Below are 23869 nucleotides of genomic sequence, written 5' to 3' on the forward strand. Positions count from 1 at the left end.
AAAAAGACTTGCAGCATTGGACTTGCGACCTTGTCTCAAACACGGGGTTGGTCGCATGTCCGATTGGCACGAGCTGTAATCGTATTGACTAGGTTCCCTCGACCTCGGAGGACTCGAAGTTTCCGGTCCGCTCATATAAAGTCGGGGCTGGGGGAAGGAGATGCGTACAGCTTTTGATCTCGAGGCGGTTGGCCATGCCATAATTGCAGCAGCGACCGATCCTGCGCGCTGGGATGCCGCAATGGATGTGGTCGCGACCGCTACTGATAGCTTTGGCTCGATGCTGTTCGACGCCAAGGGGCCGTTGCCGTGCCTGCCGCGCAGTCGCGAGATGGGTCCATCATTCGAGGCATACGTCCGCGATGGCTGGATCGACCGGGATGACAGGTACAACTTTATCCCTCTCTTGAAACGCAGAGGGGCGGTCAGCGATCTTGATGTTCTCTCTTCCGAGGAAATTGACAGGCATCCGTACTATCAGGAATTTCTCGCTCCTTTTGGTCTTCGGTGGTTTGCGGGTGCGAAGATTGCGGTAGGCGATGACCTCTGGTGCCTGTCCATCCAGCGATCCATCCAGCAAGGCCCCTTTTCGCCTTCCGAGTTGCAAAGTCTTGCCGGCCTCTCCAGACAGCTGGGCTCTGCTGCAGCGCTCGCAAAAATGCTGAGCTTCGCGCGTGCAGAAGGTGCGCTGGATGCTTTCAGTAAAAGCGGTACGCCTGCAGTCATGCTTGACAGCAACGCTGCCGTCATCATGGCGAATGCGCCTGCAGAAAGGATGTTCGGCCGAGACCTTCTCGTTACGAGGCGTCAGTTGGCATGCATCGACAGGGAGGCCACCAACACCCTCAGGCGCGCGTTGCATGCTCTGTTACGGCATCCGAACCCGCCAGCAATGTTAAGCCCCATACCGTTGCCGCGCCTTCAGGGTAGACCGTTGCTGGCTTACCCTTCTCGTCTGCAGACAAGTGCCACGAATGCGTTCACATCATGCCAGGTTGTAGTCGTGTTTATCGATCCGGACATCTATCCCAAACCGCCAGAGATTGCTTTGCAGAACTGCTTCGGCCTGACACCTGCAGAGGCGAAACTGGCGCGCCTGGTTTCATCAGGCGAGGAGTTGAGAACAGTTGCGGATCAGTTGGGAGTCACCTACGAAACTGCCAGAACCCAGTTGAAAACGGTCTTTGCCAAAACAGACACCCATCGGCAGGCGGAATTGGGCGCATTGCTTGCGAGAATGGCCGGCCACCCCACTACCTTGACGGTTGCGGGTGGTACGTTCGAAGCCAACCATTCTTAGAGGTGATGTCTGTCGCACGGTGGTAATATCTCTGCGGCACGACAAGAAAGGCGGGACCAGGCGTATTCGGCTTTAGCTGCTTAGCCTGCGCTCAATTGATCGGCCGACATTTTGCCCGACTTGTTATCGCGCACCATCTCGTAGCTAATCTTCTGTCCGTCGTTCAGACTGCGCATTCCGGCGCGCTCGACGGCAGAAATATGGACGAAGACATCAGCGCCGCCGTCATCGGGCTGGATAAAACCGAACCCCTTGGTTGCATTGAACCATTTCACAGTACCTGTTGCCACGATGAATCCTCCCGATAGCAAATTGAACAGTATCTTTATCGTTCGAGGCATCCTCTATCAAGCCTCAGGGCCGGATAGATCGATCTTGCGATCCCATCTCTGCTCGCATTCGCGTGTCTTCACCTTGATCGTATCGATGTGCCCGAAGGGATCAAAGAAATCTCGCGCCTGCAAGGCTGTCTGCGGTGAAGCTGGCAGCCTAGTTGCATTTCCGGCAGCGGGACCGTCTGAGCACCCGATGTCCGGCAGCCTGCCCTAACGTTTTTATTGTTCTTGCCATGAGAACACAACGGGAACGCGACCTAAATCGCCTTATCGTCGTTGTCGCATTCAGCCGGGCAGACAATTGGAACTTGCATACGATCCGACGCAGTTCGACACCCCGGAAGAGGCCATTCGAATGGCGCGCTATCTCGCGGTAAAATGCACTGGCGTTTTGGCGTGGGTTAGGGAGGGCGTTTGTCGTGTCCTTGTCTCCAGCTGCCGAGGAACGATCGGCAAGAATGAGATTAACGCCGGGTGTGAATGCGGCGGTGTGAAACCCCTTCTGATTGGCGCGTACAGCTCGGATCATGGCACGGTCCTGACGATTAGCCCGTCTTTAATGTCGATGGTGCCAATGAGATAAAGGAGACTAGAAGCAAGGACGAAGCGCTCGAACGTGCCGACATTCCGCTCTGAGCGGAGACGCTCCCAGAGACCGGAAACCGTCATAGGTCCACTAAGGTGAGCCAGAAGGGTTGCTCCAACTCCGATCAGCGCTTCATTCTGCGGGATATGTTTGGTCGGAAGGATCATTTCTCGAACACATCGCAGATTTCGAACAGGTAGATCAGCACCGCAAATGCCTGCAGTCTTGTCAGCCTGACGTTTTAAACCTCGTTGGGCGAAGGCACACATCAACTCGAACAGTTCGTCGCCCTTATGACCCTCCTTAAGCCGCGCATAATATTTCTCGAGGAAGCCGGCCTTCAGTCGCTCCGGAAAATCGGGATCGAGCTGTGCCTCAGCTTCGACATAGTCGCCGACGGTCACACGAGAGGTCGCACTTTGGGAACGCGCAAACCCCACCGCTCCGAAAAGCCAGAATGATCCTGGTGGGGTAACTAGCGCCCATAGGCACCGGTCCGCGCATAGCCGTGCGGCCGTGGAGCCGACCTCTGCCCTGCTGCGCTCATCTCGCCAAGCTGGTGGTTAATAGACTGAACCGAGTTGATAATATTTCCCCTGGTAGACCGTAGCAGATTACTCATTGATGGCATCTTGTAGTTTTCTAATCTGTGCAAGTATTTCATCGAAAGCTGGCGGTTTTTCATCGAACATCATCGGCGCCATGGCCCGATAATCGGCGCGCAGGTTCTTTATCCGCGCCTCGCTTGGCAGCAGTCGCAAAGTGCCCGGCCGTGCGGTGTCGTAGCTGGCCCAGCTCGACCGAAAGAAGGTGGTCTTGTGCTTCGCCACCGTTGCCAGAAGGTCGAAATCCTTGGCGGCAGCTTTGCCCTCGTCGGTATCGAGAAGCATGGCGAGGTCGTAATAGTGCCGCGAGAAATATTGCGGTGTCGCAGTTTCTACGGGACGATGCGCCTCGGCGTGCAAAGCAGTCGCCTTCTCCCAAAAGGTGCGCTGGGCCGACAGAACGGTCACCATGCTATCAGGGTCTTCAAAGAAGGCGGGATAGTCCTCCGCCGCGTAGGAGCGAATGCCCCTCTCCTCGGTGGGCCAGGGATCGCCGCGCGCCCCGAGCTCCAGTTTCACCCGCGGCGTGATGTAGGCCATGCCTTCATACTCGGAAGCAGGCAGAACGGTCGGATAGTGGAAGTTCACCGTCTGCGCGTCGCCGGCGTCAATCTCCAGCGACCACTCACCTTTGGTCGGCTCGCCGAGTTGCTCGACGATCGCGGACCGTAGAGCCGGAAGCAGCTTCTCGGCAATATGCTGCTCGACATCGGTTACCAGGGCTTCGATAAGTTTTTCGGCCTTTTTCTTGCTGATGCCATCCCCCGCGGGATCGCGGTCGCCGGTGTAGCCGAGGTCCGCCCGATCGAAAGATAGATCGATATCTTCGGAAAAGCGGCGGATGGCGCCGAACGCCTTGGAGAGGGAGGTACCACCCTTGAACACCAGGGTGGCAGTGTCCTTATGCTCCAGGCCGAAAAGCCGCTTCAACGTCCAACAGACCCAGAAGTCTTTTTCGATGATCGTATTGGCGACGCCTCGGCCAGCGCCCGTCTCGCCAAAGAGAGCCGCCCGATCACCAGGCGGAAGAAGTGCGACCTTATCCATCGATCCCACCCGATGCTGCGTTGGCAATCGAGACAAGCGTCGGCCGCATCCACGCGGGGGCCTGGATTGCATTGGATGCGAGCGTCTTCTTGTCGCTGGCCGACAGCCGACGCGACGCGATCTGCGCGACGTCCGCGGCACGTACCGCTCCGACGTGACGAAGGGCCTGAACGACGGTGCCGGCAGCACTGCCTGGAGCGATAAGATGCTTGGGCGAAGCGTGACGCAGATCGACGACACGCCTACCCAGTACGACACGACGGGAGGGACCATCGGTCAGATAGGTACTTTTCGCAGGGACCTGAGTTGAGAGGCCAAGGGCGTTCGCCGCGCGGGCGCCGGCGATCTGCACCAGAGATCCGGTTTCCCGCGCCAATGCTTGCGCAACGTCGTCAGGGGTTGGCGAAAGTGGGCCAAGTTGCGGATGAACCTTCGGAAAGTCGTACAGGCCTCGTGCCAGACGGCGGAGCTTGCCGGACTTGACCAGTCGGGACAACGCCTGGTCCACCGCTGCGCGTCCTGCGATATTCAGAAAATCGCTTGGCGTGAAAACACCGCCGCGCCCGCCACTGCGGGCGCGCTTCATAATTTGATCCTGTACTGACGTAGCTGCACTTTTCATATGTCAGAAAATAGTGCATCTTTTTCTGACAATCAAGCTCCGTATTCAACACCTTCAGCGGAACGGAGTCCCCGGCCACACCGACTTTCGGAAACATAAGACATTGGTGAATAACAATCCCCCACGTTGGAGCCAACTCAGGAAGATCCGCGCACTCAACTGCTTCGGATCTTTTCTACCTCATTCCGTGTGTTTGCATCCGCGATACGATTTATACGATCCAGTCAGCTTCCAGTGGCTCTCGCCCTCTGAACCGAAAACTGGCTAGTATCCCGGCCCCGCTATCTGTTTTTTTTCGTTTCGGCTCTCTTGTTCGTTCTATGGAGAGAACACTGATAGCCATTGACACGCTGGCCTTCGTAATCAGAACAAAAAGAGAGCATGGTTCGAAGTCGTCAAACCCCGGAGATGCCGCGGTAGCCGGTGTACGCATTCAAACTTGGCTAACATGCTAGGCATGATGTCAACCGGATTTGACCAAGGGTTCCTGGATGTGGCTCTATCAGTATTTCCGACAGATCATCCGGGCAGCGGTATTTCAGCAGATCGGCGACGAACGCCATCCGTGGTATGAAGCTTCTGTCTCAAGACACCCGGAGTTCGCTCCCCGCGCCAGTTGCCATGTTCGCACTATTGGCGGCGCTGGCGTTTTGCTCGAGCGAGGACGCACCACCCGGTCTCGTCGCTCCTGACGAGGCAGTTGATCTCAAATGACGACGGGCTGCGGCAGGTCGGATTCCACCGACCAACTTGTGCGGGAATGTGGCTCTTCGTTTCCAGAATAATTTTCGGGAACGCTTTCTACTCTCACGCATCTAACGGTCGTCAATAAAACAATGCCTTTCAGCACGGCAAGGAGGATATCATGTATGCGCAAACAAAGGCCATCGAGCCGGTCGTGGTACAGGGTGTTTCGATTTCCCTCACACGAAGAAACCTGGTCGCAGGGCTGGCGCTGATCGCCGGCGCGGCGACCGCACTAGTAGCCGCCGACAATGCGGACGCGGAGACCAAGCAGTCCGTGACTGAGAAAAGTCTTTACGAACGGCTAGGAGGGGTCTTTGCCATTGCGGCGGTGGTTGACCACTTCAGCGAAGCGGTCGTAAAGAATCCCATCGTCGGCAAGAAATCCAAGAATCCGCAGTTGCGAAAATGGCACACCAAGAACTTGGAACGGCTGCCCGGTCTTAAATTCATGCGTACGCTATGGGTCTGCGACATTTCGGGTGGCCCCTTCAAGTTCTCGGCCACCAAGCCCGGCACGACACCGCTCGGCCTTGAGGAGGCGCATCGGGACCTCCGGATCTCCTCCTCAGAATTCGATGAGGTCGCAGCGGAGCTCGGAAGGACCTTGGACTTCTTCAAGATACCCAAGCGCGAGAAGGCCGAAGTCCTGGCAGCCTTCGCCGCCCACAAGAATGAAGTCACCGCCGGCTATAAGCGCAGCTGAAGGCTCTTGGTTTGCAAGAGCACGATCCGGCGTCAGTTGTAACCCGGAGCTTTGCCGTAGGCACATTTTGTTGGCTCGAAATCGCGGATGGAATCACCGTCGATGGTCTCCCGATCATGTTGACGACCGGACCGGATTCGGCAGCGATCCATGACCTTGATGCGTACTACGAGGCATGTGTCATCGGGGGTTACGGGGCATTTTTAGGAAGGTGTCAGACGTCAGTCAATTTGCCGAGGCAATTCGTAACAAGCTCGTTATCGAGATCGCGGGGTTCAAGCTAAGCGAAGTTCAGGAGCGCCGACTGGCCGCCGCATTCGTGCAATACACGCACCCTACAATTGCCTAGTCGGCGAAGAGTCTCAGGAGCGCGCCATTGGAAAGTGATTGCCGCTAAGCTGCTCGATTGTCAGCCGATAGGAACTGCAACAAACACCAAGACTCGAAGTCGCGAGTTCTCTAAACTGGCGCTTTGAAGCTAGTCTGGGAACCTTTCTGCAGAAATTGCATCTAACCTGTCGGTGAGGAGATTGGTGATGCCCGCAATTTCGATAAATAAAAATACCGTATCCGATCACTCAGGCGATCTCGATCTCGTGCGGCGTGCCCTGACCCGCGACGCTAATGCGTTTCGTACGATCATGCAAACACATAACCTCCGACTTTACCGGATTGCCCGTGGCGTCGTGCGCAATGACGGTGAAGCTGAGGATGTCGTCCAGGAGGCCTACTTAAACGCGTTTGCTCATCTGGATACATTCCGCGGCGATGCCTCACTCGCTACGTGGCTTTCCCGCATCGTGATCAATGAAGCGCGTGGGCGCTTGCGCAGGCAGCGACGGGCATCTGTCGTTGCGGCGACGTTTGCGCGGGACGCTCAAATTATTCAGTTTCCGTTGAGCAAAAACGACAATCCGGAGCAGGCGATGGCGCAACGACAGATACTGCAGCTCATTGAGCGGGCCATCGACAAATTGCCCAATCTGTACCGGGTCGTCTTCGTCGTTCGGGTGATTGAGGGTCTGAGTATCGAGGAGACAGCTAATCTGCTTGCTATCCGGCCCGAAACTGTGAAGACGCGGCTTCACCGTGCTAGGCACCTCGTGCGTCAACAATTGAACGCGCAGATCGGTCCGGTACTGCTTGATGCGTTCCCGTTTGCCGGTCGGCGTTGCGAGCGACTGGCCGCTACAGTCATGGAGCGGATCGGCTTTCCAGAATAGCTTGTTGCTTATCTGTTCACCCGACGTGCAGTGATGATCCATGCACGCGAGTCAGATAGCACACCGTCCGCGGACATGTGCGTTTCAACCAAATCGCGTAACCCCTGTACCCGCCTCTGTGGCAGCCTTGAGTGTGGCATCCTTCAGCATGGTACTCACCTTGTTGGGTGAACCTAGAGGACGGCCCTTGCCCCTATTTCCCGTATTCTCGCCTATTTTATTCCCGTCAGAGTCCTTTATAGGAGACGTGCCTGCGGGACCAGGAAACGGATTTATCCGGCAACCTGTCCACGTATAATTGGTGTAACAATTCCTAGAGTGCGGTTATCAGTTACCGGGCAGCAGTTTAGGATCAACCAGTAAGATTTTGTCGCCGGGCTTCATGCCAAAAACCAACTCAAATTTCTCCGGTCCCAGTAGTATTGCTGCTTGGTTGATCAAATGCTGATTTCGCATGTTAAGGGTATCCGCATCAGGCGGTTGAAAACCCGGAAGCGGTTGAGCAGCAAAGCTTTGAACTTCCGCTTTCAATGACAAAAGCTTGTTGAGCAGTTCGGGTTCATCAGAGAGAATCTCCCGCGCATGTTCTTCAAAATCGTCGGGCAACCCGGTCATTTTCTGTGCTCCGCCAGTTGCTCTGGGAGGTGACACTCCCACACTAGAGCAACTTCTAATCTTAGCTGCCCACGCAGCTTGCTGAAGCCCGTATGTGCCGTAGACGAAGGTGCTGGCCAAATAGCCACGAGCTTTGCTTACTGTGAATGGGCGGATGGATGATTTAGTTGCATACAAAACTTGATTGGCTAATTGATGGCAAACACCATCGACGCCATAGGTGAATATTGTCCCGCGCGCTGCAGCGTTCACTCGGGAATCTGCGTTTGGTTTAACCAGGCATTTCGCTAAGGAAAGGCTGCCACGCTTGCTTCCTAACGCGCCGGATGAATTTCCCGGCGTCTGGCCTTTGGCGTGGTATCCTCCCCAACAGAACCAATAGAACTTCCGAGCCGCCGCAACCGCCTTCGCGTCCTTGTATGAAAACTGCTGGTTATCGAAAGTGGTCACCCAAGTATGGTCTACCGGCGAACCGCTGGTGAACGCCGGAACAGCCCAGGCGTAGAACGTCACTGAATTTGCCATTTCCCCTCCATCACGCCGAGCACGTGTCGGCAGCAAAATGCGCCCGGAGATGAGATTGGGCAAGTCAAGTGGATCACATGGGGCCGCAGTGCCAACCATTTCGAAACGCAGGACGCGCAATTTTACTGCAATGTCCTGGATGGTAAGAGCCGGTGCCGCCCGTATTGTTTCGCTGACGGGCGAAGTGCGTCCAGTGCCTGATTTGCAGGTAGCACGACCGGATCGCGTATTTCCTTCGCCAGCCCCCAGAAAAAGCTTAGCCCAAGGGCGCGGCGGAATAAGCCTGCGTGCTCAATATGGCGTAGCACTGAGGCCAAGGTGCTTCGATCCGCACGCAAACTTGTGCCTGCTTACGATCCGATGCAGTTCGATACCCCGGAAGACGTCTCTCGAATGGCGCGCCATCGCGCGGTAAAATGCGCGGGCGTCTGGCCTGGGTTGGCGATGCAACCCGAAATGGGAGGCTACGGGCCGTCGACGATCCTGTTTCAATCCGGCGACGGACTGGAACTGGAGTAGCCATTGAGCAATCAAACGGACGCTCGTATTGTTACGACCCCTCAATCGCGCTTCCTGCTGGCCGTTGAAGGTGTGCGTCAGACAAGTCTTGCGGTCGCCAACCCTGCCGGGATCAAAGTTATTCCCAACGCCCAGCACAAGGTCGACGTGTCGACGCTGGCTGCAATGATTACAGAGCTTGAAAGCGTCGTTCCGGGTGCAGCAGAGACCTTGGGAGATTTCCGGAATATCCGCATACAACGCAAGAGCGTGTCGCCTGCCCCACCAATCTCACCGGAACCGGGAGCCAAGGCGGTAGATATTCTCAAACAGCTTATTGACCGTGCCCGAATTCTAACAAAGGTTTGAAACGCCTGAGAAGCCCGCCTGCCCTTCCCACATGGAAAAAGCTCCAGCTGGGCTGGAGTGGCATTGCGGCGAGCACAAAGCGGACGCTGGCGACTGAAGCGTTACCAGTTCTGCGCCTTCATCTCCCAAATCCGAGGAACCGTTGGTCCCATAATGCGTTGGACTGCCTAGAATCCAGGGAGCGACAAAATGGCCAAAGACAAGCCGACCATAGAGGCACTTCGCGTGGAACTGTCGAATTTGCGAGATGACCTGGCCGTGATCGCAAGCAGCCAGATATTTTTCATGCAATCGGCAACAGTAAATGAGGAAGCGGTCAATGCCATTAAACATAGGATCGCCGAAATAAAAGCAATTCTTGAGTGCAGTGACAAATGAGCGACGAACCAATGCGGCTTCCCACCCAGATTTCCTACCCTGCCCATATGGAGAAAGCGCCAGTCGGGTTGTTTGAGCATTACTGCATGCACCCTGGATGCAACTCATGGGGATCGTTTGGCTTCGGCAAGCGCGACGGGCTGGAGTGGTATTGCAGCGAACATAAAGGTGATGCTGGCGACTGACGTGAGGACGATATGGCAAAGGGTGGCGGGAGGTTGCATTACTATTTAAGAATGAAGTACCGAAGGAGAGACGGTGGCACACCGAAGGGACGGCCCGAGCGGGTCCCTTCGCTTTAGTTGGGCTGCCGACTCTGCCGAGGTTGAGCCCCCCGCACCCCCGAAAGCAGTAGCCTTCGCCCGCCATACGTCTTTTGCGGTAATATGTACGACCATTTGAGCATTCCGTAAGCACAAATCCTGAGAGCTGTTGAGGTGACAGCTGATGTAAGATGATGAGTCAGTATCTTGGGAGGGTACGCTAACCACAGGGAGGGAACCATGTCTTCAACTCCACAATGTCATCTTCCGCCCAGCCGGGCCAGACGTCACTTCCTTGGCGTCATCGCCGCCATGAGCGCTCGCGTTGCGGCAATAGGCCCCGCGGCAGCTATGATTTCGGCTTTGCCAGCTCAAGCCAAGCCGAAGGAAAAACACGGTAATGGTCGAAAGGGAGGCGGCCACAACTGTTTCCTCCGTGGCACATCTATCAGCACCCCCAAGGGCGACACACGCATCGAAGATCTCAAGATCGGGGATTTTGTTGAAACCGTGCGCGGCAAAGCCGTTGCCATCAAGTGGATTGGTCGCCGGGCCTACAAGAAGGCCGGCGCATTTTGGAATGACAGCGTGATGCCAATTCGCATTTCATCCCACGCCCTCGATGACAAAATACCTTACAGGGATCTTTATCTCTCGCCCGACCACGCTCTGTTAATCGATGGGGTTCTCATCCGGGTAAAGGAGCTTGTCAATGGGGTCTCGATTACACCGGCGGTCCCTGCAGAGTGGGAGAGGATAGAATATCTTCAGATCGTGCTCGACACCCATGAAGTGATTTTGGCCGAGGGGGCTCCTGCCGAGTCCTTCCTTCTCAGGGGCACAAATCATGAGAACTTCTCGAATTTTGCTGAATATGAGCACCTCTATCCTGGCCATTCACGTCTTGCCATGACCCCTTTCGCGCCGATTGTGGGTTACGAAGGCGGACGAGAGCACCTGAAGGCTCTCCTCAACCTTAGCATCTCGCGCTTTGTTCAAGTGCGCGACCCGGTGCAGGAGGCTTACGAGAGGATTGCAGCACGCGCCGCGCAGCCTGTCAGCTGATCTGATTGGCGACTGTAACGATTTGATCGGGTTTGAAAGGTCTTCGAAACACTGCAAGGGGGTGGCGCGAGCTACCCCCTTACATGCGTCTTACCTGTTAGGCGATAATGACGACGATCTCCAGCGAGTCTGGATCGACGATGACGATCCTGCCGTCAGCCAGCAAGAAATAGCGGTAGCCTTCATATCTGGGCACAAGCTTGACGATGCGTGGCGGCAACGGTTGCAGCTCGATCGTTCGCGGCACCGCCACGCCGATGTTCACTTCGAAGTTGACGTCGCGAACCGGCTCAGCTTTCGTTTCGGTTATGACCTGCTTGATTTCCGTCTTCTGCTCGGCCGTCACATTGACGCTGCCTGTCGTTTCGTTGGACGGCTGGCTTGACGTCTTGGCCGTATCATCGTCCGGCGCTGGCTTGGTCTTGGCTGTGCCTTCTGTAGTGGTCGTGCCAGTTTGCTCCTGTGTCTGTTCCTTGCTGGCAGCGCCCTGTTGTTCCGTTCCTTGATCTGCAGGGGCCTGTGCCTTGTCCTGAGTCTGCTCACTCTTCGTGTCCTGACCGGCGGGAGCTTGTGCCTGTCCCTCCGTTTGCTGGCTCTTCTTCATCTGAGTGCCAGCCTGGCCCTCGGTCTGGGACTTGGTTGTTGCACCCGGTTCCTGAGTCCCCGTTTCCGCCGGCATCTGCGTTTGGCCTTCAGTCTGCTGGGCTGGTTTCTTCTTCAGCATTTCGGTTTGTGCAAGTCCTGCTCCGGGCGCAACGCCAAGCGCGAGGACGAGGGCACTTTTCAGAATGATATTCTTCATGGGATTATCTCCTCTCGTTTAATTTGTGTGGAAGAACGCCCCCCGAGCGCTCTTCCACTTTCTCTGTTAGTCAACGACGCGAACCACGGTCCTGTTCGAAGGATCGACGATCACACGTTGATGGTTGACCACTGCGTAGGCGTATTTCGGATCTTGCGGGATACGCATTATCTTGACCCTGTTGGGCAATGGCTTGCCGACAACCACTTTCTGTTTAACAACCACCTCACTCTCCGGGATCGGCTGTTGTTCCACATATGAAACCACTCTGCGCGGCGGTGGAGCGAGCACGGTACCAACGACTGCACCGGCAACGCCGCCGACCGCAGCGCCGACGGGGCCACCAACAATCGCCCCCGTCACAGCACCACCCGCGGCGCCGTTGACTGTGCCTTCCTGCGCAGAGGCAGCGGTTGCAAAACCAAGCACCAATGCCCCAGCTACGATCAATTTCTTGTTCATAACCAATTCCTTTCAACAATCAGAGCCAAGGCGGAGCCTCCCGGGCATACCGGGAGAAGAGACAACATCGTCTTTGTCCGGCTTTGCTGTCCGCCGCCTTGGCTCGTCCTACGTGGACGGCAAAGCTGAAAGGCAAACGTCATCGCAGGTGGCGCTGTTCCGAATTTGGGCTTCAGTCTGATGAAGCCGAGGACTTGGGCCGATTGAGCATCGGACGAAAGTCTGATGGAGACATGGCAAAGGTCTGAAATCTTTTGACAAAGGGCAGCCGGCGGAACAAACCTCAAGGCCGCAAGTTGTGGCAACGGAAGGGAACGATTTCACAAAGGAGAGTAACGATGAGACGGATTTTGCTTGCCACAGCCGTGATGCTTGCGATGTCTGGTAGCGTCTACGCGCAGGATGCAGTTGTCGTTGATGTTCCGCAGCCGGCCCGCGAATATGTTATCGCGCATCCGACAGATCCTGTCATCGTAGAAGGTGATGTTGCAATTGGCACCGCTGTGCCGGAGGACGTCAAGTTGGTGCCGATCCCAGATAGTCCGGACTACGGCTACATCTATGTGGATAAGCAGCCGATTATCGTGTCGATGAAGGACCGTAAGGTCGTCTATATGTCGAAGTGATGTCCGTTTGAAAGTACCTTGGTCGCTCGCGACAACGGCACCGAACGGTTGGCGGGGTAACAGACGTTTTGTCAGGCGATCGCGTGGGATTGAACGTGGCTTGCATTGGGGGCCATGCCACACGAAAGGAACTGCCATGAGAAAGATCCTGTCGATCCTATGCGCCTCATCGCTCAGCCTGGCCATGGGTATATCATCCCCGATCCCCGCTACCGCCGCGCCGTTTATGGCAAGGCAAGTGGAGCTGAGTTCCGGCTTCGAGCAGATTCAATACTACCGCGACGGCTACGGCCCGCGTCGCTATTATCGGCCTTATGCTGGCCGATGGAATGGTTATCGCGGGTATCGTTATCGCCACAATGGCTATCGTCGTCATAATGACGGCTGGTGGTATCCACTCGCCGCTTTTGGTGCCGGCGCCCTCATCGGAGGCGCGATTGCCAATCAAGGGCCGCGTCGCGTTTACCGCAGCAGCGGCAGCGCTCATGTCCAATGGTGCTATGACCGCTATCGTTCGTACCGTGCCTACGACAATACCTATCAGCCTTATAGCGGTTTCCGGCGACAATGTTATTCGCCGTACAACTAACTGGTCATCTGGTGCGCTGACATTCTTAAAATAAAATGCCATCGGCATCGCTGTCCGCGCGCCAGTAAACCGAAGGGAGCGCCGGGTCATGGTATCAAAAAAGGACGAGTTGAGGGTGCCCCACGCGTTTGAGTTGCCTGTCGTTAAGGACAACCGAACTCAAATTGTCATCGTAAGCTCTGATGAATTAGGCGGCGTATATCTTCGTTTGATGCACAGATCGACCGATCCGCGTCACGACATCTTCCAAGTAAATGTTGTAATCAATGGCATCGAATGTGAAACTGAACAGATCACAAGAGATGCAGCCAGGGACTTGGCCAGGGCGCTCGCTGACTTGGCGATTATCAGTCCCTCTGATGACGGGTTGAGATCTTAGCACTGGTTTGCCGACAGCGTGGCATCCGGAACCAGTTCTCGAAATAGTGCTCGTCGAATATTTACAGGAGGCCACGATGCTTACCCATAGGAAGATGCTTCCCGTTCTTTGCAGCACGGCCCTGGCGCTGGGCCTCGTCACAGCGCCTTATAAAGTCACCTTTGAAAATCACTTCCTTGAGCTGCATACACAAACGGCATGGGCAAAAGATGGCGACAAAGGCGGAGGTGGTGGTGGCGCCAACAATGGCAATGGCGGCAGCAATAGCGGGAATGCCGGAGGTAATGGTGGGAATGGCGGGGGTAAGGGCGGCCCCAATGCCGGAGGCAACAGTGGCAATAGTGGAAATGCCGGCAATAGTGGAAATGCCGGCAACAACGGCAATAACGGCGATGGCAAGGGCGACGGCAACAGCGGAAACAGTGATACCGGCACAGACAAGGGCACCGACGGCAAAAACAACAGTGCTGGCAATAGTGGCAATGTTCGCGGCCGCGAAGTCAGTCAGTCTACCCCCGCCGAAAGCGTGGCGATCGACGGTTCCGCGATGGAGGTTCGGCACTGGAACGGAATGAGTGAACGTATCAAGGATGGACGCTACGTAATGAGGGACGCGAAAGGTCGCACAATTGTCAATCGCACGGCGACATCATCGGATCGGTCAAGATTGCAATCGTTCGCCCGCTGAACGTTCGCTGATAACAACGTCTCGTTGCTTACAACAGCTCACCCAGTTCCCAGTATTTTTCAGCTCACACAGGCTGGATCTCGTAACCGGCGTCGCGCAATGCCATAGCGGCTTCCGTCCGGTTTGTGACGTTGAGCTTCGCAAGAATGCGTCCCATATGATGTTTCACCGTCTTTTCATGAAGGTCGAGTTTCAAAGCGATCCGTTTGTTGCTCACTCCGGCCGCGACAAGATTCAGGACCTCACACTCCCGACGGGTAAGTTCGCCGATCGGATCGGTTTTGCTGCGCACCCTTGACATCGACGATATGTCCGAGAGCAAACGGGCAGAGAGAGCCGGAGAAACATAGCCTTCGCCAGATGCCACAGTGCGTATAATTTCCGCAAGCGCCCGCGAGCCGACGCCTTTGAGAACATACCCTTTCGCGCCGCAATTTAGCGCCTTGGTGACGTCATCGCTCGTCTCTGACACAGTCAGCATGACGATCTTCTGGCCGGGAACGAGATCGAGAATCGGGGAGATTGCTTCCAGACCTCCGCCCGGCATCGAGATGTCCATCAAGATGACGTCTGGAGCGTGATCCTGCGTGATGCGGATTGCGTCCTCCTTCGTGGAGCCCTCTCCAACGATCTGAAAGCCATTGATTTCACCGAGGCTGCGTTTGACTCCCTCTCGGAACAACGGATGGTCGTCGATCACCGCCACACGTACTAACATCACGCCTGCTCCATCAAATTTATACTCAGTGACATTCGCACCCGCGTACCGCGTTTCGAAGTCTCTATGGTAAAACGCCCCCCAAGGCTTTCAACGCCAGCAAGTCCATGCTGTCGTGGCTGATAGCGGTAAGATCGAATCCCGGCCCACTGTCCGCGACATCAACTACAACGCGCTCGCCCCGCAAAGTTGCCGTGACCCGGAAACCAGCCCTCCGATCAACAGAAACTGCCTTAAGAGACTGGGAATTCCAGCGCGTCAGCAAATTCATGGGAACATAAGCACAATTGGTCTATGGACAGATCGTTTCCGCACCCAGGAATGGTGTCGCGCTTGGCCATTCGATCGAGGCGACATCCGAACATTCCGTGCGCACCAAGGTACTGATGCATTCATGGTCCTCTCCGTTCGGTTTCGACTCGTGTTGGAACGGCCAATTCCGATTATTGTTCCTCACCGAGCGCCCATGCGGAGCGTTGACGCTCGGGCGTGATGACGGAGCGAACAAATCCTGTGTTTCGGTCAGCCCGTGACAGCGCGGTACAGCACCGGCGTTACGCGAGGCGCACACCGTCCGTAGCTTGTAGGTGGTCGCAGAGAACATAAGACTTATGCCACACCGTCGCCAGACCTTGGTCTGATTACTGTGTGGCGAATGTTTGGTATGCAAGGGAGCAATGTTGATGGAAGACCCGTTCGTTCTGGCCCATCGCCAGATTTGAAGCCCGCCTTGATCTTCTGCGCCAGACGAAGCGAGGCTGCGGGCGAATACCGCCCAAAGAGAACCTACTCAACACCTATTGGCCTTTTTCGAGAGAGAGTAACCCTCTGGAAAGAGCCTGAAGGTTTACCGATAATATATTGCCAGAGTCGTAGTGATACCATTTGTGTTTTTATTTATCGATGCTGAGGGCGGCCGCAAGGTTACTTCTCTCAGACGCGTGAACGTCGCAAATGCGGTGCAGCATCACCTGCGACCAGGCAGTTTGTTTGGGAGTTATGCGCATGGAGGGAGCTACACACACAGGAGGCTGCGGCCTCGCGAAGTCAGTGACTCCAGTTGTTGACGGCGCTCAGCCGAGTGTTGGTGCCAAATCGTATGATGAATTTCCCTTCTGCCGGTCGAGCGTGCGAAGTTTCCGTCGCGGCGAGGTTATCGCCGGGGCCGGTGTCCTCGTTGATATGTTTGCTCGCGTGCAGCGAGGCTTTGTTAGCGCGAGTACAATGTTGTCGGACGGTAAGGAATTCATCGTCGAAATCATTCCGAAAGCAGGGCTCATCGGAGAACTGGAGGTCTTGCGTGGAGACATGTTAAACCTCGAATATCGAGCCAGTTCCGATTGCGAACTGCATTTTTTCAAAGGTCGCTTGTTGCGTGAAAGATGTGCCAGCGATCCTCGTTTTCAGGCGAAAGTTTTTTCCAGGACGTTGGCTCGTGTTGCGGAGCTCGAGCACCGGATCATTGCAAACGCAGGGTCGTGCTTGCAGTCCAGGTTGGCCAGCGCGCTCCTGCGGCTCTCCACGGCCTGCGAAAGGGATGGCGCAAACCACCCGGCGGAGCTCATCATCTCGCAACATGACTTGGCCGCAACGCTTCCGGCTTCCCGCGAAAAGGTCAACCAGTGTCTCCGACGCCTGCGGGAACGTAAGGCAATAGACGGAGCTCAAGGCAAGATTTACATTCTCAACCGCAAAGTGCTCGAGGCCTATGCCGAGGGCGCGCTTGGCTAAAGTGACAAGAAATCGCCACCTTGTCTATTTGCGGAGATTTCCATAGGGCAACGGATCTGTCGGGTGTTGATCGTTCAATCCTTAGAACCGCTAGGCGTTCGCTGGTAAACGTGGATGTAGTCGACCAGTAGAAAGGATGGGTCCGGCGTTTCATCGATCGGCCAACCCGATCCGAGCGCGAGGTTTACCAACGGATAAAACGGGGTGTGGAATTCCTGTGGCGTCTCGAAACTCCATATGGACTTACGATCGAGATAAATGATCGTCTTCTCCGGTGAAATCTCCACGCCATAGGTGTGATATTCATTGCTCAATGTCCCATCCTCGACCGTTGTCCAATGGCCGTCCGTAGTATTCTCACCGCCTTGGCTCTGACGCCAGATATGGTAGCCACTGCTGAATTCGTACGGCACGCGACCGTAATATTCCATTACGTCTATCTCCGCGGTGTACTTCGACCTGTCGATGCCGATGAGCCAAAAGGCCGGCCAGACTCCCTTGCCCGGCGGCAGCTTCATCCGGGCCTCGAAGTAGCCGAATTGCTGCGAGAACCCCTGCCCTTTCGCGTTCGTCGACGCCAGGAGGCCCGAGCGCCAGTTTCCATCGGATCCTTTACGCGCCTCGATCCGCAAGATCCCGCTATCGACGGTGAAGGGAAACCCGTCGGCAGGGTCGGTAAAACGGGCGTCGCCAAAATCTCCATTCCAGGGCGTGTGAGCAATCCAGCGTGAGCCGTTCTCCCCCCAGGCCGAGACATCCAGATTATCGAAGTTCTCCTCGAAGGTCATTTGGAACGCATCAATATTGATCTGATCTTGGGCCGCGCTTGGCTGCGCCAGGAATCCTGACGAACCAAGCGCGATGAGCAAAATGAAAATCTTAGTAAATCGGCAATGCATTTTGCTTCTCCGGAAATGCCAAAACAACAGTCTGATTGACCTGAATTTCGATCACGAGGTGAGGGCCCCGCTTCTTCGAGGTAAGATCTTCCGAACGACGATGGTCTCAAGACCATCGGGCCTTCCGACGATCTGCCACAACAACAGCGCGGAAACCCAGAAGATCGTGGCCGCAGCCCCGCCGCAGAAGGTCAAACCGACGATGAGATTGAGGCCGAGAGGCATGGCACTGAGCACTGGCCGCACCCACAGCAGAAAACCGATCATAGGCAAACTCGCAGCAAGCGGCCTGAAAAAGGCATTGAGCTGAGCACCGAATGTCGCGCCGATCAGGTGTCGCGTGATGACAAGCGATGCGGCATAGGCGACAAGAACTGCCACAACGCGCGCGGCGAGTGCCCCGGCCAATCCGAAATAGGCGATTCCCAGGATCGTTACCGGAACTCTTATGGCGAACTCCACGAACATTCTAAGTGCGACATAGCGGGTGTTGTCCATGACCATAGCCAACGCCGGCATGATGGTTGCAGGAAGACCGATCAGGCTGACGAGACACAGCCATTGGAGAATCGGGATGGCGAATGCCCATTTCTCGCCGACAACGATGCGCACGACCGGGTCGGCAAGCAAGGCGAGGATGAGGAGGACCGGAGCTGCGACCAGGGTGATTGCATTTGTCGCTTTCAGATACGCGGTTATCAGCTTGCGATAATCGTCGACATTGGAGAAGGCGGCCATCAAGGGGCGCATCAGTGGTCCTACAAAGGTCTGGTGCGGAATACCGGCGAGATTATCCGCCACGCTGAAGGCGCCGAACGTCGACAGGCTTGTAAAGCGCGGAAGGAGCAGCCGATCCAGTTGCCAGTTGATGGAATTCAGGATCTGCGCAACCGTGTTCCAACCAATCATGTCCTGAAAGTGCTTCCACTCCGAAAGGGTCAGGGTCGGTCGCATTGGCGCGAAGACATATGAGGTGATCGCCGCCGCGAACGGGCCAGCGACCGCTCCGATCGCCAGCCCCCAGTAGCTGCCGGTCATTAGCGTCACTCCTACCCCGAACAGGAGCGTCGATCCCTTGGCAATGATGTCGAGCGCAAACTCGCGTCTGAAATCAAAATGTTGCATGAAGAGAACCATGCGCGGACTGATCAGGCTGCGCATGGCTGGTGCGAGGGAGAGAACGGCGACAAGTGAGACGAGCCGAGGATCATTATAGATAAGCGCCATCGGCCAAGCGACGATCACCATCAAGAGGCTGATGGCCGCCCCTCTGAGAACGCTCAGCGTGAACGCCGTGGCAAACATCCGGTCTGAAGGAGATCGCTGGCGGACCAGGGCCTGGGTCAGTGGCAGATCGAGGATCGCCTCGACGATGACCAAGACCGAGGTCGCGATGGCAACAAGGCCAAAATCCGCCGGACTCAGGAGCCTTGCCAGGACCAGAAGGCTCATGAAATCGAGCAGTCTTGCGAGGAACTTTCCGCCAATGGTCCAGATGCTTGCCGTCGCCGTCCTTTGCGATACACTTGACACCACTTATCCCTTGTCGACGGGTTGAGATGAATGAAGTCCAGTCGGAAGGACGGCATAGCAGGCGCGGCGAGTCCGTCTGGTGACCCTCACCATGTTGGACACGCCCAGATGTTGCCACGCCGTCAAGGCGTCGTTCCGAGCGACCGCCTTCGGAAAGAATCGGCGGACTGGTCGCTACGCTTGGACAATTGTTGCTCAATAAGGGCGGTCAGCCGCTCGCGGAAGACCATGGAGGAAAACTTCAAGGCATGGGCGCGAATCAGCTTTGGATCGAAATCGTCCTCGATCTCCTCGAACGATACGATCGCATCCAGAAGGGCTTCCTTGGTCTGTGGCGCAAAGCGAAGCCCGACATGGGGTGAAGAAACGGTCTCCCGAGCCCCGCCAGCGTCGAACGCCAGAACTGGCCGCCCCGATGCCATAGTTTCCACCGGCAGAATGCCGAAGTCCTCCGTGCCGGGAAAAAGCAGAGCGCGGCATCGCGACAGATGATCACGCAAAACGGGGAACGGCTGGTGGCCGAGGAATTGAACGGTGGGTCCGGCAATCGACTTGAGATATGCTGTCTGCTCTCCCTCTCCGATCACGATCAGTTTGCGGCCAGTCTCGCTACAGGCGCGAACCGCGATATCCGGCCGCTTGTAGGCCGTCAACTGCCCCGCATAGAGGTAGAACTCGCCCCTCCCTTTCCCCACTGCAAAATCATCAGTTGCAACGGGCGGATGAATGACGGCCGAATCCCGATCGTAGAAGCGTTGGATGCGGTTTGCGACATAGCCTGAGTTCGCCACAAAGACATCGACCCGCGAAGCGGTTGTCACGTCCCAGGCGCGCAGCATTGGTGCCGTGATCGACATCAAGGCCCGGCCCAGCCACGGAAGACCCAGCCGATACACGTGGAATTGATCCCAGATGTAGCGCATCGGCGAATGACAGTAGCATATATGAAGGGCGTCCGCGCGCGTAATGACGCCTTTGGCAGGTCCGGATTCGCTTGACAGCACCAGATCGTACTCCTGCAGATCGAACTGCTCGAGCGCGAACGGCATCAGCGGCAGCATCTTCGTGTAATGCCGCTTCGCACCGGGAATCTTCTGAAGAAAAGAGGTGCGGATATTGCGCGTCTTCAGAAAATCGCTGATACGATCCGGATTGCAGACAAGGGTGAAGATATCGGCCTGCGGAAACATGCGGCAAAGCTCTTCGACGACTTTTTCGCCGCCACGCATCGACACAAGCCAATAGTGCACTATGGCGACGCGAAGCTGCTTGGTATCGCTTTTGCTGGTGGTCTCGATGGACCGGCTTTTCGTCATGACCGGTGCATCGGCGAGAAATGCCATGACTTCCGGAAGAGAGGTTGTTGCTTCGAGGGTCAACTGAGTGCTCCTTGTTTCATCACCGCGTCCGACGGCCCGGGCATTACATTTGTCGAAATCAGGCTGTGGTATTGTGCGAGAAGGGCGTCACGCCATTCTTCATGTGTCGATGCGAGGTTTGGCGACAACTGAAAGGCACGCTCGCTCATCCGGCGAACATCGTGCTTCGGCATCTTGCGGAATGTCGTCAATGTATCGGCAAAGGCGCGCTTGTCGCTCGTATCGCAGGAGAGCGCGATGCCAGCGCCTACCATCTCCTCGGCAAGAAAGGCCTCTCGCGACAGGATGACGGGGACGCCGCTCCCGGCAGCTTCAATAGCGACAAGACCGAACGGCTCGGGATAGCGCGACGGCATCAGCAGCGCACTTGCCTGACGAATCGTCTTGCCGATCTCCGCGTGCGACTGCCAACCGACTGTCCGCACGTGATCTCCGGACGTCGCCACCCGTTCCATCAGCGGCCCGTCCCCGATCACGCAAAGTTTTGCGCCAGCTCTGCGCGTGGCGGCTACGGCGTCTTCCACGCCCTTCTCCTCGTCCAATCGTCCGATGAAGACGAATTCGTCGTTGGCTTCCGCCTCAACACGTTCGGTTGACAGCGGTGCGATGGGATTGCGGATCGTCGTCAGGCGTTCGGGCGGATAGCCAGCACGAAGGAAGAAGCTCGCCATTTTCTCGTGCAGCAGGACTATTTTACCGAAATCGGCCTGATTGCGCAGAAGTCGAACGAGATTGGAGCCGCGGGCAACCCGCCACAATTTGTGCGAATAGCTTCTCTTGTCGCAGGCGGTGGCGATGCAGCTCACTCCGAGCGGACGCCGAAGACAAATCTCTTGCGCCTGATAGTCAAAGAAGGCGCCGTTGGGGCAAGCGGTGAAAAAATCATGCGCGTGAACCACGCATCGTCTGGCGACCGGCACCAGGGCTTTGAATATGGCTGGCGACAGGATCTTGGACCAGCCATGGACATGGTAGCTCGTGTTCGGCGTGTCGTTTGCCCGGATCCAGGTCGCGATCATTTGAAAGGCGAAGACGTTGTGAATGCCTGACACAAACGCCTTCGCGCGCTTGGCGTTGATCAGATCGCGGCTGTTGAGCGACACGATGGAAACGCCGAGGGCAGCAAGTTCTGTGTTGGCGCCGTCGTCCCCGCAAATATAAGTCACCGCGATGTCGAGGCCACGAAACAGTTTTGCCGACAGTACGGACAGAGCTGTCGCGCCGCCTCTGGCCGTCGAATAATCATCGATGATGACCACGCGATCAATCCCCGGACGACCGGGTCCGTACGCCCGTTTCAAGCCTGTGGAACACCGGCTTGTCCTTCCGGCAAATGCAAAAGCATCGGGACGTAAAGGACGCATCACTGCAGCGTCGTCGCGCCATAGGCATAGGCCTCGAGCGCTTTGCGGTTGAGAATGTGGATCTTGCCTTGAGCTCCGTCTATGACCTTGCGCTCGCGCCAGCGTCGCAAACACTGATTGACCTTTTCGCGCGAAGCCGGAAGCGTTGCGGCGAGGTCATGTTGCGAAATGATCAGCTCGTCCGGATTATTCGGAAAATCGCTCCCGTAGACCGCGGAGAGCCGCAAGAGCGTGCTGGCCAACCTGGACTGCAGGCACGACCCCGCATTTGCAATGATCCGCAGCTGGAGCTCTGCAACCCGCGCCAAGGCTCTGGAAAAAACTTTCTCCTGGAAACGCGGATCGCTGGCACACCTTTCGCGCAGCAAGCGACCTTCGAAAAAGTGTAATTCGCAATCCGAACCGGCGCGATATTCAAGATTTAACATTTCCCCGCGCAGGACCTCGAGCTCGCCGATGAGCCCGGCTTTTGGAATCATTTCGACAATGAATTCCCTGCCGTCGGACAACATTGTACTTGCGCAAACCAGCCCCCGCTGCACGCGCGCAAACATATCAATGAGAACACCGGCTCCGGCGATGACCTCACCGCGACGGAAGCTTCGAACGCTCGAACGGCAGAAGGGCAATTCATCGGCAACCGAAATGGCTGCGTTGGCGAGCCTGTAATCGCGTGTCTGTGCAGCTCCATCCATGGCTTAACTCCCCCCATAAACCGGTTGGCTATAGTTGATGCTGCAGTGCATCATTTGTATTGCCCTAGTTTCAGAGGCAAATAATTCCATGCCCTTCGGAGGCATCGATAAATAGAGTCGTTAATAAAAAAGTTCCACAATGTCACTTCTGAACCCTCGTTGGCAATCTATCTCCCGCGTCTTGCCAAAAAGTGATCGAAGGCAACCAGTATTATACGCCGTTCGTAGGCCTTTCTACTTACTATCTAATCATTACGATTTAAAATTTAGAGTGTTACGTCTCAATTACCTCTCATTAGCATAAAAGGTTGTTCATTATTATGACCTCGGTCACAGACAACCTAGTTAAAGCGCAGTAACAAGCTTTTTTGGTCCTAACCGGAATTTGGGGAGACGACCGATGATGTGGAAAGCACAGGGCATTGAAACCAGCCAATCGTGGCCGGGCATTGAGAAGCTGCCGCGAAGCGGTGATCCTCATGTGTCCCGAACGGATGCGGTCGGTAAATCGCCAAAGCGGGCGATAGATCTTTTCATGGCGACCACGGCTTTGGTGCTCCTTTTGCCGCTTCTCCTGATAGTGGCGCTGATCGTGAAGCTTGGTGACAGAGGCCCAGTCCTTTATTCCCATACCCGTATCGGCTTTGGTGGAGCAACCTTTGGGTGCCTCAAGTTTCGCACCATGAAGACTGATGCAAGCGCTCAGCTCGCCGAATTGCTGCGAACCAATCCGGCAGCAAGAACCGAATGGGAAACGACTTGGAAGCTCAAGAGCGACCCGAGGGTCACGGTCGTCGGCGAGATTCTCCGAAAATCGAGTATCGACGAACTTCCCCAGCTGATCAATGTCGTCCGCGGCGATATGAGTCTCGTAGGACCACGGCCGATCACGGCCGAGGAATTACCGCTCTATGGGGAAAATATTGCAACCTACATGGCTGGCCGCCCGGGCCTGACAGGTCAGTGGCAAACCAGTGGCCGCAACGATGTCAGCTACCAGCATCGGGTTTCTCTCGATGTTCACTACCTGCGCAACTGGTCAATTGGCCGGGATTTTCTCATCATGGCGAAGACCGTTCTCATCCTCTTCTCATGGAAGGGCTCGTATTAGACCAGGGTTCCG

26 protein-coding genes and 1 pseudogene are annotated in these 23869 nt (G+C 56.0%); 14 read left to right on the forward strand and 13 right to left on the reverse strand.

What is annotated here, in order from left to right; all coding sequences use genetic code 11:
• The first annotated feature begins 160 nt into the window (after positions 1–160).
• A complete protein-coding gene (locus tag N8E88_RS09455; RefSeq protein ID WP_262292286.1) occupies positions 161–1300 on the forward strand; it encodes a helix-turn-helix transcriptional regulator in 1140 nt (379 codons plus the stop codon).
• An 80-nt stretch (positions 1301–1380) separates the two neighbouring features.
• Here the strand turns inward: N8E88_RS09455 and N8E88_RS09460 are convergent, their stop codons facing one another.
• The 4 genes from N8E88_RS09460 to N8E88_RS09475 form a co-directional block, all read right to left on the reverse strand.
• Entirely contained in the window at positions 1381–1641 is a 261-nt protein-coding gene (locus tag N8E88_RS09460; RefSeq protein WP_410010581.1) for a cold-shock protein, read from the reverse strand.
• Between the two features lie 519 nt (positions 1642–2160).
• On the reverse strand, positions 2161–2625 hold the full coding sequence (locus N8E88_RS09465; protein WP_262292288.1) for an ABC-three component system middle component 6: 465 nt from the start codon (positions 2623–2625) through the stop codon (positions 2161–2163).
• A 210-nt stretch (positions 2626–2835) separates the two neighbouring features.
• Positions 2836–3873 (reverse strand): nucleotidyl transferase AbiEii/AbiGii toxin family protein, encoded by a 1038-nt coding sequence (locus N8E88_RS09470; protein ID WP_262292289.1) that lies wholly within the window; start codon positions 3871–3873, stop codon positions 2836–2838.
• Positions 3866–4459 (reverse strand): DUF6088 family protein, encoded by a 594-nt coding sequence (locus tag N8E88_RS09475; protein WP_262292290.1) that lies wholly within the window; start codon positions 4457–4459, stop codon positions 3866–3868. Before N8E88_RS09475 ends, N8E88_RS09470 begins: the two co-directional genes overlap by 8 nt.
• A 901-nt stretch (positions 4460–5360) precedes the next feature.
• Here N8E88_RS09475 and N8E88_RS09480 point away from each other — a divergent pair.
• From N8E88_RS09480 to N8E88_RS09485, 3 genes are all read left to right on the forward strand, one after another.
• Complete coding sequence (locus N8E88_RS09480; RefSeq protein ID WP_262292291.1) at positions 5361–5945, forward strand: globin domain-containing protein; 585 nt, start codon at positions 5361–5363, stop codon at positions 5943–5945.
• A 116-nt stretch (positions 5946–6061) separates the two neighbouring features.
• Positions 6062–6229, forward strand: coding sequence for a hypothetical protein (locus N8E88_RS31760; RefSeq protein WP_410010590.1), 168 nt, complete (start codon positions 6062–6064; stop codon positions 6227–6229).
• Positions 6230–6481: 252 nt separating this feature from the next.
• A complete protein-coding gene (locus N8E88_RS09485; RefSeq protein WP_262292292.1) occupies positions 6482–7168 on the forward strand; it encodes an RNA polymerase sigma factor in 687 nt (228 codons plus the stop codon).
• Between the two features lie 327 nt (positions 7169–7495).
• Here the strand turns inward: N8E88_RS09485 and N8E88_RS09495 are convergent, their stop codons facing one another.
• Positions 7496–8308, reverse strand: coding sequence for a hypothetical protein (locus N8E88_RS09495; RefSeq protein ID WP_262292293.1), 813 nt, complete (start codon positions 8306–8308; stop codon positions 7496–7498).
• 318 nt (positions 8309–8626) lie between these two features.
• On the opposite strand from N8E88_RS09495, the gene N8E88_RS09500 reads away from it, so the two are divergent.
• The 5 genes from N8E88_RS09500 (at position 8627) to N8E88_RS09520 (ending at position 10881) form a co-directional block, all read left to right on the forward strand.
• Positions 8627–8827 carry a hypothetical protein gene (locus N8E88_RS09500; RefSeq protein WP_262292294.1) on the forward strand — a complete coding sequence of 67 codons (201 nt, stop codon included), beginning with the start codon at positions 8627–8629 and terminating at the stop codon, positions 8825–8827.
• Positions 8828–8830: 3 nt separating this feature from the next.
• Positions 8831–9175, forward strand: a complete 345-nt coding sequence (locus tag N8E88_RS09505) for a hypothetical protein (protein ID WP_262292295.1) — start codon at positions 8831–8833, stop codon at positions 9173–9175.
• Between the two features lie 189 nt (positions 9176–9364).
• Positions 9365–9553, forward strand: coding sequence for a hypothetical protein (locus tag N8E88_RS09510; RefSeq protein WP_262292296.1), 189 nt, complete (start codon positions 9365–9367; stop codon positions 9551–9553).
• A complete protein-coding gene (locus tag N8E88_RS09515; RefSeq protein ID WP_262292433.1) occupies positions 9550–9738 on the forward strand; it encodes an EsV-1-7 cysteine-rich motif-containing protein in 189 nt (62 codons plus the stop codon). The genes N8E88_RS09510 and N8E88_RS09515 overlap by 4 nt, the downstream gene beginning before the upstream one ends.
• Before the next feature lie 390 nt (positions 9739–10128).
• Positions 10129–10881 (forward strand): Hint domain-containing protein, encoded by a 753-nt coding sequence (locus N8E88_RS09520; RefSeq protein WP_262292297.1) that lies wholly within the window; start codon positions 10129–10131, stop codon positions 10879–10881.
• A gap of 97 nt (positions 10882–10978) precedes the next feature.
• On the opposite strand, the gene N8E88_RS09525 is transcribed toward N8E88_RS09520, so the two are convergent.
• Both N8E88_RS09525 and N8E88_RS09530 read right to left on the reverse strand, forming a co-directional pair.
• On the reverse strand, positions 10979–11683 hold the full coding sequence (locus N8E88_RS09525) for a DUF1236 domain-containing protein (RefSeq protein ID WP_262292298.1): 705 nt from the start codon (positions 11681–11683) through the stop codon (positions 10979–10981).
• A 66-nt stretch (positions 11684–11749) separates the two neighbouring features.
• The gene (locus N8E88_RS09530; protein ID WP_262292299.1) at positions 11750–12145 is read right to left on the reverse strand and encodes a DUF1236 domain-containing protein; all 396 of its coding nucleotides are present in this window, start codon (positions 12143–12145) and stop codon (positions 11750–11752) included.
• Between the two features lie 338 nt (positions 12146–12483).
• On the opposite strand from N8E88_RS09530, the gene N8E88_RS09535 reads away from it, so the two are divergent.
• The 3 genes from N8E88_RS09535 (at position 12484) to N8E88_RS09545 (ending at position 14427) form a co-directional block, all read left to right on the forward strand.
• A complete protein-coding gene (locus N8E88_RS09535) occupies positions 12484–12771 on the forward strand; it encodes a DUF1236 domain-containing protein (RefSeq protein WP_262292300.1) in 288 nt (95 codons plus the stop codon).
• 136 nt (positions 12772–12907) lie between these two features.
• Entirely contained in the window at positions 12908–13360 is a 453-nt protein-coding gene (locus N8E88_RS09540) for a BA14K family protein (RefSeq protein ID WP_262292301.1), read from the forward strand.
• A 455-nt stretch (positions 13361–13815) separates the two neighbouring features.
• Positions 13816–14427, forward strand: coding sequence for a hypothetical protein (locus N8E88_RS09545; RefSeq protein WP_262292302.1), 612 nt, complete (start codon positions 13816–13818; stop codon positions 14425–14427).
• Between the two features lie 64 nt (positions 14428–14491).
• Here the strand turns inward: N8E88_RS09545 and N8E88_RS09550 are convergent, their stop codons facing one another.
• The gene (locus tag N8E88_RS09550; RefSeq protein ID WP_262292303.1) at positions 14492–15145 is read right to left on the reverse strand and encodes a response regulator; all 654 of its coding nucleotides are present in this window, start codon (positions 15143–15145) and stop codon (positions 14492–14494) included.
• A gap of 1098 nt (positions 15146–16243) precedes the next feature.
• Between N8E88_RS09550 and N8E88_RS09555 the strand changes: the two are divergent.
• Positions 16244–16876 (forward strand): annotated as a pseudogene (locus tag N8E88_RS09555) (Crp/Fnr family transcriptional regulator); the annotation flags it as partial.
• Between the two features lie 74 nt (positions 16877–16950).
• Here the strand turns inward: N8E88_RS09555 and N8E88_RS09560 are convergent.
• The 5 genes from N8E88_RS09560 to N8E88_RS09580 all read right to left on the reverse strand — a co-directional run bounded on the left by N8E88_RS09560 (position 16951) and on the right by N8E88_RS09580 (position 22746).
• Positions 16951–17775 carry a glycoside hydrolase family 16 protein gene (locus N8E88_RS09560; protein WP_262292304.1) on the reverse strand — a complete coding sequence of 275 codons (825 nt, stop codon included), beginning with the start codon at positions 17773–17775 and terminating at the stop codon, positions 16951–16953.
• A 51-nt stretch (positions 17776–17826) separates the two neighbouring features.
• Positions 17827–19308, reverse strand: a complete 1482-nt coding sequence (locus tag N8E88_RS09565; protein WP_262292305.1) for a lipopolysaccharide biosynthesis protein — start codon at positions 19306–19308, stop codon at positions 17827–17829.
• Positions 19309–19430: 122 nt separating this feature from the next.
• Positions 19431–20687 carry a glycosyltransferase family 4 protein gene (locus N8E88_RS09570; protein WP_262292306.1) on the reverse strand — a complete coding sequence of 419 codons (1257 nt, stop codon included), beginning with the start codon at positions 20685–20687 and terminating at the stop codon, positions 19431–19433.
• Positions 20684–22054, reverse strand: coding sequence for a glycosyltransferase family 4 protein (locus tag N8E88_RS09575; protein ID WP_410010582.1), 1371 nt, complete (start codon positions 22052–22054; stop codon positions 20684–20686). Before N8E88_RS09575 ends, N8E88_RS09570 begins: the two co-directional genes overlap by 4 nt.
• Positions 22051–22746 (reverse strand): Crp/Fnr family transcriptional regulator, encoded by a 696-nt coding sequence (locus N8E88_RS09580; RefSeq protein WP_262292308.1) that lies wholly within the window; start codon positions 22744–22746, stop codon positions 22051–22053. Before N8E88_RS09580 ends, N8E88_RS09575 begins: the two co-directional genes overlap by 4 nt.
• A 400-nt stretch (positions 22747–23146) precedes the next feature.
• On the opposite strand from N8E88_RS09580, the gene N8E88_RS09585 reads away from it, so the two are divergent.
• Entirely contained in the window at positions 23147–23857 is a 711-nt protein-coding gene (locus tag N8E88_RS09585; RefSeq protein WP_410010583.1) for a sugar transferase, read from the forward strand.
• Positions 23858–23869 lie beyond the last annotated feature (12 nt).

This window comes from Phyllobacterium zundukense (genome assembly GCF_025452195.1).
GTDB classification, from domain to species: domain Bacteria; phylum Pseudomonadota; class Alphaproteobacteria; order Rhizobiales; family Rhizobiaceae; genus Phyllobacterium; species Phyllobacterium zundukense_A.